Raw genomic sequence first — 12,622 nt, forward strand, 5'->3', positions numbered from 1 at the left:
AAGTATATTTAGCAAAAAATAAGACGCATGCATTTTACATTGGAAGTACTATCAAATACCAGAAAATTTTACAATAAATTTTTAGAAAAGACCTCTCTTGATGATTTAAATAAAATACCTCAAGGGTTTAATAATAATATTATCTGGAATATTGGGCATATTGTGGTTACCCAGCAATTACTGGCTTATAAATTATCTGGATTGCCTATGATGGTAAGTGATTCTATGATAGCTAAATATATGAAAGATACCAAGCCTGAGGGTTTTGTTGATCAACATGAAGTTGACGAAATAAAACAATTATTGTTTTCTACCATTGAAAGAACCAAAGAGGATTTTAACCATAGTGTTTTTAAAAACTTTCAGGAATATACAGTTTCAACAACAGGGAATGTTCTGTCTAATATTGAGGACTCCTTTCAGTTTATTTTATTTCATGAAGGCATGCATTTAGGATATGTCATGGCTTTATCTAGAGCCCTTAAAAACTAAATAATCATCGGCCTCTTCATAAGGAATCGTAAAATCTATGAGGCCAGTGGAATAAGGCGCAATTTCATAAACATTATAAGCTAAAATAAGACCATCTTCAGTATAGCCAATGTTTACTGGAAGAGTGAAATTATCTTTTTCAAAAAGAGTAGATTTATCTTTTATTGAGGTGTCAAAATAGGTTTTCGCCATATTTTTAAAGGCAGTAATGTCATTAAATAAATTCCCGTTAGGAATACGTTTTCCTGTTTCAGCACTAAAATTCAGAAAAGAAATATGAAAAATGCCATGTGCACCTCCTGTATTGACATATGATGAGATGGAAACACTAATAATTTCATCGGATTGATAGATAACTTCTCCATCAATTTCTGCATTCCAAACCTGTGCGCTATCAGGGAATTCATTCATGAAATTTTTATATTCTTTATTAAAAGTGTCAATACTTTCTTCAACAGATTTTGAAGTAATATTTTCTGAATCACCAATATGTAACGCACTCATTACAGTATGATTTATTTCAGAATTTATAACCTCTGCAATGGTCATGTCTCCAATGGCTTCTGGAATATTTATCTCAACAGAGTCATTGTTTTCAGTGGTTATCTTGACTTCAACAAACGAGATTTTTGATTCTTCTTCGCATGAATTGAACAGAATAAAACAGAAAATTATGGATATGAATTTATTTTTTAACATGGGTGATATTTAAACCTATATAAAGATAATTATTGCATTTGAATACACCGAATTAAAAACTACATTTGTAAAAATCTTGTTAGAATGAAATTCAACACAAAAACCATTCATGGGGGTCAAGAGCATGAAAAAGCTTATGGAGCTGTGATGCCACCTATTTATCAAACCAGTACCTATGCTCAAACTACGCCGGGTGGACATAAAGGATATGAATATTCACGGACTCATAATCCAACACGTCATGCCTTAGAAAACGCCTTTGCAAGTATTGAAAATGGTGATTTCGGATTGGCTTTTGGTTCTGGACTAGCCTCTATTGATGCCGTTATGAAGTTATTAAAACCTGGTGATGAGGTGATTTCAACCAATGATCTATATGGAGGCTCGTACAGATTATTCACAAAAATATTTCAAGACTTTGGCATAAAATTTCATTTCATTAGTATGCATGATGCGTCTAATGTTGAAAGTCATATCAGTAAAAACACAAAATTAATCTGGGTTGAAACACCAACCAACCCAATGATGAATATTATTGATATTAAAACCATTTCAAAAATATCAAAAAAGCACGGTATTCTTTTAGCAGTAGACAATACGTTTGCCACACCTTATCTACAACAGCCACTTGATTTGGGAGCAGATATTGTTATGCATTCTGCCACTAAATACCTTGGAGGGCATAGTGATGTGGTGATGGGAGCACTTGTTGTAAAAGACAAAGAATTAGCCGATAAATTATACTTTATTCAAAATGCGAGTGGCGCCATTTGTGGTCCGCAAGACAGTTTTTTGGTATTAAGAGGCATCAAAACACTTCATGTTAGAATGCAACGCCATTGTGAAAACGGAAGAGAAGTCGCTCTATATTTAAAAAAACACCCAAAAATTGAAAAGGTTTATTGGCCGGGTTTTGAAGACCATCCCAATCATCTTATTGCAAAATCACAAATGAAAGATTTTGGAGGCATGATCTCATTTACTACTAAAGGCAATAACTACAATGAGGCTATAAAAATTGTAGAAAAATTAAAAATATTCACCTTAGCAGAATCATTAGGAGGCGTTGAATCGCTTAGTGGTCATCCTGCAAGTATGACGCATGCCAGTATTCCTAAAGAAGAAAGAGAAAAAACAGGTGTTATAGATTCTTTGATAAGATTGAGTGTTGGAATTGAAGATATTGAAGACTTGATATTTGATTTGAAACAAGCTTTGGGATAGTTTTTAAAAAATTTAATCTAAATAGAAAATATAACCAACATTAAGCCAAAGAAGCCAATCGTTGTTTTTGTTATATTCTAATTGATGGTTAAGTCCGTCAACCCAGTCACTAAAATAATATTGCCATCTTAAATCGAGCATTAAATCTGATAATTTGCCGAGTTTATAGCGAATCCCTACACTGGAAACCACTGAAAATGTACCTCCTGATGATGCGTCAACTGAGCCCGGCTCCCAATCAGAATAAAAATTTGATGGATTTAGTACATTGCCAAAGGCATTGGGGTCTGGATTATCATAAGTTGTGCTTACTTCAGGACTGAAAAAAGTATAGTGTACCCCTAAACTAGCAAATGGAGATATTCTAGGAGTAAAGGATTCAAATCCCCTGATATCATATGGGAAAAACTCTAATTGTGTTCCTATATCAAGAGTTTTAGCCACACCTTTATGCCCTCTTAATCTTTTAGCCTCTTCGGAGGTTTTGGCAGGGTCCACCCATTTTCCAAAATGTTCTAATTCAGTTCTATTCCAAGATATTTCATTACGGACCTTAAAATGCTCAATAAAATAAGTTTCTTTAAACTTATAAGAATAATTTTTCCGGTATGAAAAATTGATATATTGAATGAATCCAATTCCAATGCCCATATTTCCTACATTGGTTTGAGAGTCATCTCGACTTCCATAGTCTGATCGAAATTGTACCGGGCCGGTGATAATACCTATTTCATTAGAGAGGCCAAACTGAGAATGCGCAGATTGTGATATTACAAACAAGAAAAAAGCAAATGCTAAATGTTTCAAGTTAGGCATTATTAGGTTTGTTTTTTGAGGCATTAACTCAACAAATATATAAAAACAGAATTAACAATCAAATCTTTATAGAAACGCATAATTTTTTAAATAATTATTCATTGCGAAATTCTAAAAAAAATAGCGTTTTTTTTAAAGATATCGTATCTTTGATTAGAAAAACTGTATAGTTTATAATTAGTAATACAAATTTGAATCAATGAAAAGTAATATTAAAGCATTTTTAGATCTTGTAAAAGAGAGAAATGGTCACGAACCAGAGTTTTTACAAGCTGTTGAGGAAGTTGCAGAAACTGTAATTCCTTACATCGTTGAACACGATATTTATTATGGTAAAAACATTTTGTTAAGAATGGTAGAGCCTGAACGTGTTCTTCAATTTAGAGTTTGTTGGATAGACGATTCAGGAGAAATTCAAGTAAACAGAGGATATAGAATCCAAATGAATTCCGCTATTGGACCGTATAAAGGAGGTCTACGTTTTCACCCAACAGTGAATATGAGTATTTTAAAGTTTTTAGCATTTGAACAAGTGTTTAAAAACAGTTTAACAACACTTCCAATGGGCGGAGGTAAAGGAGGAAGTGATTTTGATCCAAAAGGGAAATCGGATGATGAAATCATGCGTTTTTGTCACTCATTTATGAGTGAACTATTTAGGCATATTGGGTCAAATACAGACGTGCCTGCTGGTGATATTGGCGTAGGTGGAAGAGAAATTGGATTCCTTTTCGGGATGTATAAAAAACTAAGAAACGAGTTTACGGGCGTTTTAACTGGAAAAGGATTGTCTTGGGGCGGATCATTAATAAGACCAGAAGCCACTGGTTACGGCACTGTATATTTTGCAGAAAGCATGTTAAAAACAAAAGGTTTAGGGATAAAAGGCAAGAACGTGGTGGTCTCTGGATCTGGAAACGTAGCTCAATATGCTGCTGAAAAATGTATACAGTTAGGAGCTAAGGTTCTAACGCTTTCAGATTCATCAGGATATATTCATGATTCTGAAGGAATAGATGCTAAGAAATTAGCCTATGTTATGGAACTGAAAAATGTGAAGAGAGGAAGAATAAGTGAATATGTTAAAAAATATCCTAAGGCAAAATTTGTTGCTGGTAAAACGCCTTGGGAAGTAAAATGTGATATTGCATTGCCATGTGCCACGCAAAATGAACTTCATGAATCAGATGCTAAAATGCTTTTAGCTAATGGCTGTATCTGTGTTAGTGAAGGAGCAAATATGCCTTCAACAATTCAGGCTGTACATACATTCCAAAAAGCTAAAATTTTATATGCGCCTGGAAAAGCGTCGAATGCTGGCGGTGTTGCTACTTCTGGTTTAGAAATGACTCAAAACTCTTTAAGGTTTAATTGGACAAGAGAAGAAGTTGATAAAAAGTTAAAAGAAATAATGGCTAATATTCACAATTCTTGTATTGAATACGGAAAAGAAAAAGATGGCTATATCAACTATGTTAAAGGCGCTAATATAGCAGGATTTGTTAAGGTTGCAGATGCGATGCTGGCACAAGGAGTTGTTTAAGCATTAAGAATCTTAATATAATTAAAAGGGTTGCTTCATAGCAACCCTTTTTGCTTTAGGTGTTTTTGTATTATAAAGCGGTAAAATTTATATCTTGCAATAGAAATATTGGTTATAAAGAAATGATTAGAAATCCCTTACCAGATTTAAGAAACTACGAATTTGAAGAAGTTGCATTTAATGAATTAATGCAAAACAGAATCAATAAAATTCTTATAGTTTGTTCTAACTATGATTATTATATGTTAGAAGAAGACGGTAGAATAGATGAGCGCATTTTTAATGAATACACAGATTTAAATTTAAGGTATCCACCTAATTTTGTACATGCCAACTCTGCAAAAAGAGCAATAAAATTAATGTCTGAAGTCAAAGTTGATTTGGTCATAACGTGGTTAGATGTTGGAAATTTTAATGCTTTTGAAACTTCCAAAGAGATCAAGGAGGCTTATCCAGATGTTCCAATAGCAGCATTGAGTTTTTATTCTTCAGAATTGAGGAGTAAACTACAAAAAGGGAATAAAGGGATTATCGATTTTGTTTTTCATTGGAATGGGAATGTCGACATTTTCTTGGCAATTATTAAATTGACTGAAGACCGAATGAATGCCAACAGAGACATCAATCAAATAGGTGTAAAGGCCATTTTGATGGTGGAAGATTCTTTAAAATTCTACTCAAGGTATTTACCCATTATCTATAAAATTCTTTTAAAACAAACACATGCTTTTATGTCTGAAGGCCTAAATGAACATAGAAGTATGATGGTAATGAGAGGGCGTCCAAAAATTTTATTGGCAACCACTTACGAAGAAGGATTGTCTCTTTTTGAAAAATACAAAAGCAATCTCTTAGGTGTCATTTCAGATGTTAATTACTTCAAAGATGGCAAACGAGACCCGAATGCTGGTTTTGAATTATTAAAATATGTAAGAAGCTCACAACGCTATTTCCCTTTTTTAATTCAATCTTCTGACATCAATAACGAGAAAATAGCTATAAAATTAAAAGGAAAATTTTTATATAAGCACTCCGAAACATTAACCACAGATTTAAAAAATTATATTAACAAATATTTTTCTTTTGGCGATTTTGAATTCTGGGATCCTGAACAAATGAAAGTTTTGGCGGTTGTTAAAAATTTGAGTGAATTCCAGAAAGCATTAAAAACGGTGTCTAGAGAATCTATTGCCTACCACTCTAAACGAAGCGAATATTCTAAGTGGTTAAAATCCAGGGCCTTATTTCCATTAGCCAACCTATTTAGTAACGTTGAGTATGAAGACTTTGAAGATGTTGAGCAAATTAGGCGATTCTTGATAGATGCTATAAGCGTATACAGAATTTACCGTTCGCGAGGGGTTATTGTAAAATTCGATAAAGAAAGGTATGATGAATATTTAGGGTTTGCAAGAATAGGTGAAGGCTCACTTGGTGGAAAAGGACGCGGACTGGCATTTATAGATTCATTTTTAAAACGTCATAAACTTTTTAGAAAATATGACAATGTTAATATTTCTATACCTCGAACGGTTGTTATTAGTACCGAGGTTTTTGATGAATTTATGGAGCAACATGATTTAATCAGGTTTGTGGCCAAATCAGATGATGATGATGAAATTTTAAATAAATTTATTTCAAAACCTTTACCTCAATGGGCGTTAGATGATGTTCAGGCATTTTTAAATGTTGTGAAAAGACCTATTGCCGTGCGTTCCTCAAGCGTTTTGGAAGATTCACATTTTCAGCCTTTTGCAGGGGTGTTTGCAACCTATATGATTCCAAATACTAACAATGAGGATATGTTAGAAATGGTGTCTAATGCCATAAAATCGGTGATGGCATCTGCTTTTTTTCAAGGTAGTAAAGTTTATTTAAAGGCAACAGCACATACAATTGAAGAAGATAAAATGGCGGTTATTCTTCAAGAACTAACAGGGAAACAATATGATGATGTCTATTATCCAAATATATCGGGTGTTGCGCGTTCTATTAATTTTTATCCTATTGGAAATGAAAAACCACATGAGGGGATAGCTAATATTGCTTTAGGTTTAGGAGAAATTATAGTTGGCGGTGGGCGTAGTTTACGGTTTTCTCCATATCATCCAAAAAAAGTCTTGCAATTATCATCACCAGACTCAACTCAACGCGATACACAACAGTATTTTTATGGTTTAGATCTGGATCCTAAAAGCTATAAAGTTTCAACCAGTGAGGCAATCAATAAAAAGAAGATTACCTTGAGAGCTGCAAAAAACCATCCATCTTTAAAATTTGTAGCTTCTACCTACGATTTACAAAATAATATTATCAGGCCTGGTGTTTTACATGATGGCATACGGGTAGTGACTTTTGATAATGTATTAAAATATAACACATTTCCACTGCCCGAAATTTTACAGGATTTACTGCGCATCGGACAACGCGAAATGCGAAATCCTATTGAAATAGAATTTGCCATAAACTTAGATGTCCCCAAAGGGCAACCTAGAATATTTAGTTTTTTGCAAATCAGACCTATTGTTGAAGGGATTGATTCAAAAAATGAATTACCAGAAAATTTCAATATGGCAGATACCATTATTTACTCAAAATCGGCTTTAGGAAATGGTACTTACGATCATATCAGGAATTTTGTTTATGTAAAACCAGAAACATTCAATCCGGCTAACACCAGAAAAATTGCCACCGCTGTGGAGAAAATAAATAAGAAGTTTTCAGAGCAAGATGAGCAATACATTTTAGTTGGTCCAGGGCGATGGGGTTCAAGTGATCCTTGGTTAGGTATACCCGTTATTTGGCCTCAAATATCTTCTGCGAAAATAATTGTAGAAGCAGGCCTTAATGATTTTAGAATAGATCCTAGTCAGGGCACTCATTTCTTCCAAAATCTAACCTCTTTTAAAGTAGGCTATTTCACTATTAATCCATTTATGGATGACGGTTTTTTTGATTTGGATTATTTAAACAAACAGGAGGCTTGTTATGAAGATGAGTATCTAAGACAAATTTGTTTTAAAGAACCATTAACCATTATCATTGAAGGGAAAAGCAATAGGGCGGCCATCTATAAAGCAGGATTTAAAATTAACAACAATCTAGAATCATTAGAGAATTCAATGAATGATTTGCCTCCCGAAGGGTTTATGTAATTTCAAAAATTATATGGCAAATGTGGTGAGGCCTTTTTTTAATTATACCAGACGTTATTTTAAAATAATTTTTATGTTGTTAAATTGACAAAAAAATGCCTGTAAAATCAAAAAATATTGAATTAAATAGCAGTATTTTTGCAGAATATTTTTAAACACTTTTATATTTAAATATTATGAATGTAAAAAACATTTTAACAAACCTTGAAACTAAACACCCGGGTGAAAAGGAATACCTGCAAGCGGTTCATGAAGTATTGGAATCTATTGAAAGTATTTATAATGAAAACCCGCAATATGAAGCCGCTAAGATCATTGAACGCTTGGTTGAACCAGATCGTGTTTTAACTTTTAGGGTTACTTGGTTAGATGACGAAGGTCAAGTTCATGTAAACCTAGGTTACAGAATACAGTTTAACAACGCCATTGGGCCTTACAAAGGAGGGATTCGATTACATCCTAGTGTAAATTTAAGTATTCTTAAATTTTTAGGTTTTGAGCAAACTTTTAAAAATGCCTTAACAACCTTGCCTTTAGGAGGAGCCAAAGGAGGTTCGGATTTTAATCCTAAAGGGAAATCAGATGCTGAAATTATGCGTTTCTGCCAGGCTTTTATGTTAGAATTATGGCGTATGATCGGACCAAATACCGACGTGCCCGCTGGAGATATAGGTACTGGTGGTAGAGAAATAGGGTATTTGTATGGGATGTATAAAAAACTTCAATTTGAAAATACTGGAGTTTTAACCGGTAAAGGGCTTAATTGGGGAGGTAGTTTAGTAAGACCAGAAGCTACTGGTTTTGGGGCTACCTATTTTACAAATGAAATGTTAGCCACCAATAATGATTCTTTTAAAGATAAAATAGTGTGTGTTTCAGGCTTTGGAAACGTTGCTTGGGGTGTTGCTCTGAAAGTAACTGAACTGGGGGGTAAAGTAGTTACCATTTCTGGTCCTGATGGTTATATTTATGATGAAAGAGGATTGGATGCCGATAAAATTGAATATATGTTAGCCCTCAGAGCTTCTAATAATGATATTGTTTCCCCTTATGCCGACGAGTTTCCTGAAGCTCAGTTTATTGCAGGTAAAAAACCTTGGGAAGTAAAATGCGATATTGCCATGCCAAGTGCTACTCAAAATGAATTAAATGGAGAAGATGCTGTGAAATTAATAGCTAATGGTGTTCAATATGTAGCAGAAGTTTCTAATATGGGCTGTACTCCGGAAGCTGTTGAAGCCTTGCATAAAGCAAAAATTCCTTTTGGGCCAGGAAAAGCAGTTAATGCCGGTGGTGTAGGTGTTTCTGGATTGGAGATGTCACAAAATGCAATGAAATTAAATTGGACTGCTGAAGAAGTTGATGCTAAACTGCATCAAATGATGTCATCAATACACTCTGCCTGTATTAAATATGGTCTCCAAGATGACGGATATATAAACTATGTAAAAGGGGCTAATGTTGCAGGTTTTATTAAAGTAGCAGACACGATGTTAGACCAAGGAATCGTATAACGCATTCTTTTATAATAAAAAAAGCTTCCTTATTTTAAGGAAGCTTTTTTGTTTTATTTATATCATTTTGGAGTAAAACTCGTTAGATATAAATATATTTGAAAGTTATAATACAGACTATGTTTAAGAGAATAATTGTATTAATCATTTTTCTTTCGCCTTTTTTTCAATTTGCACAAGATTATTCAGCATTATGGAAAGGCTATTTTTCATTTTACAATATTAAAGATGTTGTAAAGGGTAATAATAAGATTTATGCGGCCTCTGAAAATGCGGTTTTTAGTTATGATATTCAGTCGCAAGAAATAAAGGAGATTACCACTATAAATGGGCTTTCAGGAGAACAAATATCAACCATTTATTATAGTGAAATATATCAGTTATTAATAATTGGATATGAAAACGGATTAATTGAAATCGCTTTTGATAATGAGGATAGTGTCCTCACAATTGTTGATATAATTGACAAAACCACAATACCTCCCAACAGCAAAAGAATTAATCATTTTAATGCTTATGGGAATCTGGTGTATATAGCTACAAATTATGGCATTTCAGTTTTTAATCTTGAACGACTTGAGTTTGGAGACACTTATTTTATTGGAAATTCAGGAGATCAAACAATTGTAAATCAAACGGCCGTTTTTGGTGATTATATTTATGCTGCCTGTCAAAATGGGAACGGATTAAAAAAGGCGCTTCTTTCAAGTCCAAATCTCATTGATTTTCAAAATTGGCAAGCAGTAACAGGAGGTGATTTTTTAGCAGTAGAAACAGTTAGTGATAATCTTTATGTAATAAGAACGGATAATAGAATTTATCAAGTTACTAATGATATTTTAACGGAATTATTTATATATCCTGACCCTCCATTAGATTTGAAATCTGTAGATGATAATCTGATTGTTACTACCAAAAGCAATGTGTATGTTTATGATTCAAGTTTTAATTTAACCACTCAGGTTGCATTAAGCGTTGATTATATCACAACTTTTACGGCAGCAAGTGTTAATTCTGATTATATATATATTGGCACAAAAGATTTTGGCATTTTAAAAACGCTTTTGACATCGCCACTTAGCTTTGAGGAAATTCATCCAGACGGGCCAATATTAAACAAACCTTTTTCAATTCAAGCAAGCCCAAATAATTTATGGGTGACCTTTGGAGACTATGATTTGTTTTTTAATCCTTATCCATTAGACAGTTACGGCATGAGTCATTTAAAAAATGAAAAATGGATTAATACCCCTTATGCGGAGCTTTTTGATGCAAAGAGTTTAAATGCCATTTCTATTAATCCAGAGAATTCTAATCAAGTGTTTATTAGTTCTTTTTTTAGTGGATTGCTTGAGGTGAATGATGAAATACCTACTAAATTATATAACGAAACAAATAGCGGTTTAGAATCTTTGATTGTGCCTAATGACCCTAATTATGTTGATATACGAGTTGGTGCTTCAGAATTTGATAATAATGGTTTGCTATGGACTATAACTAGTGCAATTGATAAACCCTTAAAATCATTTAACCCTGCTAATAATCAGTGGCAGTCTTATAGTTTCACTTCTGTAATTAATAATATTAATTTAGGTTTTGGAGATCTTGTTATAGGTAGTGATAATACTAAATGGGTCTCTAGTTATAAATATGGGCTTATTGGTTATAATGAAAACAATAGTGCTGTAAAAATAAAAAGCTTAAAAGATGAAGCCGAAAACATGCCTACAGATTATGCGACCGCTTTGGCTATTGATAAAAGAAATCAACTTTGGATTGGCACCTATAGGGGTTTAAGGATTTTATATAATACTTCAGGCTTTTTTACAGATAATAATATAAGGGCAGAGGAAATAATTATTCTTGAAGATGGGATTGCTAAAGAGCTACTTTTCCAACAATTTATATCAAGTATTGAGGTTGACGGCTCCAATAACAAATGGATTGGAACCATTGGCTCCGGACTCTTTTATTTGTCTTCTGATGGTCAAAAAACCATTTACCACTTTACTAAGCAGAATTCACCTTTACCGTCAGATAATGTCGTTGATGTTTCAATTGACGAAAACTCAGGGGTTGTTTATATAGCTACTGATAATGGATTGGTATCTTTCCTTTCAGGTGCTTCCAGTCCTCAGGGCGACCTAACAAAGGCTTTTGCTTATCCAAATCCCGTGCGCCCCAATTTTAATATTGTAGACGAAAAAGTAAAGATCAAAGATATTTCAGAAAATGTTAATATTAAGATTACAGATATAGAAGGCAATCTGGTGGCTGAAGCACAATCAAAAACCAACTTAAGATATCGTGGATATAATCTTGAAATAGATGGCGGCACGGCCTATTGGAATGGAAAAAATCTTGCGAATAATATAGTGGCCTCTGGTGTTTATCTGATAATGCTTTCAGATCTGGACACTTTTGAAACAAGGGTTCTTAAGCTAATGGTGGTGCGATAATGATTATTACAACCAAAGCGCTAGTACTTTCTAAATTAAGATATCGTGATAACGATTTAATTGTAAAATGTTATACCCAACATTATGGTGTTTTAAGTTTTTTGTTAAGAGGGGTTTTAAAAAGCAAAAAAGGATTAACAAAAACAGCCTATTTTCAGTTGCTTTCACAACTTCAGTTAGTGATAGTGCATAACCCAAACAGATCGTTGCACACTATAAAGGAAGCTAAAATAAATCATCTGTATAGCAGTTTACATACCAATATGATGAAAAGTGCTATTGTGATGTTTTTATCAGAAGTCCTCACCCACACGTTAAAGGAAGAAGAACAAAACGACACCCTTTTCAGCTATTTAGAAACCACGCTCCTTTGGTTAGATAATCATTCAGACTGTTCAAATTTTCATTTACTGTTCTTACTCAACCTTACTAAATACCTTGGGTTTTATCCTGAAAAAATTCATTTAGAGCATGACTATTTTAATTTGCAGGACGGAAAATTTGAAACAAAACAAGTAGGTGATTATGCGGTTTCTGGAGAAAATTTAATCCTCCTAAAACAGCTATTAGGCACAAAATTTGATGCATTATCTAACATAAAATTGAGTGCAAAACAAAGGCAGTCTTTTTTAAATTTAATATTGCTTTATTATGAGTTACATTTGGGAGGTTTTAAAAAACCTAAATCGTTACAAATACTAAATCAGGTATTTAATTAAA

At 33.3% G+C, this 12,622-nt stretch carries 9 protein-coding genes; 7 read left to right on the forward strand and 2 right to left on the reverse strand.

Going from position 1 to position 12,622, the window contains the following annotated elements:
- The first annotated feature begins 27 nt into the window (after window positions 1–27).
- Window positions 28–492 (forward strand): DinB family protein, encoded by a 465-nt coding sequence (locus tag V8G56_RS02215; protein WP_395436830.1) that lies wholly within the window; start codon window positions 28–30, stop codon window positions 490–492.
- On the opposite strand, the gene V8G56_RS02220 is transcribed toward V8G56_RS02215, so the two are convergent.
- Window positions 469–1,191, reverse strand: coding sequence for a DUF3298 and DUF4163 domain-containing protein (locus tag V8G56_RS02220; protein ID WP_395436831.1), 723 nt, complete (start codon window positions 1,189–1,191; stop codon window positions 469–471). The genes V8G56_RS02215 and V8G56_RS02220 overlap by 24 nt on opposite strands.
- A gap of 84 nt (window positions 1,192–1,275) precedes the next feature.
- On the opposite strand from V8G56_RS02220, the gene V8G56_RS02225 reads away from it, so the two are divergent.
- A complete protein-coding gene (locus V8G56_RS02225) occupies window positions 1,276–2,415 on the forward strand; it encodes a cystathionine gamma-synthase (protein WP_395436832.1) in 1,140 nt (379 codons plus the stop codon).
- A gap of 12 nt (window positions 2,416–2,427) precedes the next feature.
- Here the strand turns inward: V8G56_RS02225 and V8G56_RS02230 are convergent, their stop codons facing one another.
- Window positions 2,428–3,231 carry a THC0290_0291 family protein gene (locus V8G56_RS02230; RefSeq protein ID WP_395436833.1) on the reverse strand — a complete coding sequence of 268 codons (804 nt, stop codon included), beginning with the start codon at window positions 3,229–3,231 and terminating at the stop codon, window positions 2,428–2,430.
- Between the two features lie 199 nt (window positions 3,232–3,430).
- On the opposite strand from V8G56_RS02230, the gene gdhA (V8G56_RS02235) reads away from it, so the two are divergent.
- The 5 genes from gdhA (V8G56_RS02235) to recO all read left to right on the forward strand — a co-directional run bounded on the left by gdhA (V8G56_RS02235) (window position 3,431) and on the right by recO (window position 12,621).
- Window positions 3,431–4,774 carry an NADP-specific glutamate dehydrogenase gene (gdhA, locus tag V8G56_RS02235; protein WP_395436834.1) on the forward strand — a complete coding sequence of 448 codons (1,344 nt, stop codon included), beginning with the start codon at window positions 3,431–3,433 and terminating at the stop codon, window positions 4,772–4,774.
- 122 nt (window positions 4,775–4,896) lie between these two features.
- Window positions 4,897–7,929: a PEP/pyruvate-binding domain-containing protein gene (locus tag V8G56_RS02240; RefSeq protein ID WP_395436835.1), complete on the forward strand. Its 3,033-nt coding sequence runs from the start codon at window positions 4,897–4,899 to the stop codon at window positions 7,927–7,929.
- Between the two features lie 176 nt (window positions 7,930–8,105).
- Complete coding sequence (gdhA, locus tag V8G56_RS02245) at window positions 8,106–9,443, forward strand: NADP-specific glutamate dehydrogenase (protein ID WP_395436836.1); 1,338 nt, start codon at window positions 8,106–8,108, stop codon at window positions 9,441–9,443.
- Between the two features lie 119 nt (window positions 9,444–9,562).
- Window positions 9,563–11,902, forward strand: a complete 2,340-nt coding sequence (gene porZ / locus V8G56_RS02250; protein ID WP_395436837.1) for a type IX secretion system anionic LPS delivery protein PorZ — start codon at window positions 9,563–9,565, stop codon at window positions 11,900–11,902.
- Window positions 11,902–12,621 (forward strand): DNA repair protein RecO, encoded by a 720-nt coding sequence (gene recO / locus V8G56_RS02255; RefSeq protein ID WP_395436838.1) that lies wholly within the window; start codon window positions 11,902–11,904, stop codon window positions 12,619–12,621. The genes porZ and recO overlap by 1 nt, the downstream gene beginning before the upstream one ends.
- Window position 12,622 lies beyond the last annotated feature (1 nt).

The organism is Gaetbulibacter aquiaggeris (assembly GCF_044003965.1).
In the GTDB taxonomy this organism is placed as follows: domain Bacteria; phylum Bacteroidota; class Bacteroidia; order Flavobacteriales; family Flavobacteriaceae; genus Yeosuana; species Yeosuana aquiaggeris.

Coding starts and splice junctions, on each gene's coding strand:
- V8G56_RS02240 (WP_395436835.1), top strand. CDS start 4,897: ATGATTAGAAATCCCTTACCAGATTTAAGAAACTACGAATTTGAAGAA.
- porZ (WP_395436837.1), top strand. CDS start 9,563: ATGTTTAAGAGAATAATTGTATTAATCATTTTTCTTTCGCCTTTTTTT.
- V8G56_RS02220 (WP_395436831.1), bottom strand. CDS start 1,191: ATGTTAAAAAATAAATTCATATCCATAATTTTCTGTTTTATTCTGTTC.
- recO (WP_395436838.1), top strand. CDS start 11,902: ATGATTATTACAACCAAAGCGCTAGTACTTTCTAAATTAAGATATCGT.
- V8G56_RS02225 (WP_395436832.1), top strand. CDS start 1,276: ATGAAATTCAACACAAAAACCATTCATGGGGGTCAAGAGCATGAAAAA.
- V8G56_RS02215 (WP_395436830.1), top strand. CDS start 28: ATGCATTTTACATTGGAAGTACTATCAAATACCAGAAAATTTTACAAT.
- V8G56_RS02230 (WP_395436833.1), bottom strand. CDS start 3,231: ATGCCTAACTTGAAACATTTAGCATTTGCTTTTTTCTTGTTTGTAATA.
- gdhA (WP_395436834.1), top strand. CDS start 3,431: ATGAAAAGTAATATTAAAGCATTTTTAGATCTTGTAAAAGAGAGAAAT.
- gdhA (WP_395436836.1), top strand. CDS start 8,106: ATGAATGTAAAAAACATTTTAACAAACCTTGAAACTAAACACCCGGGT.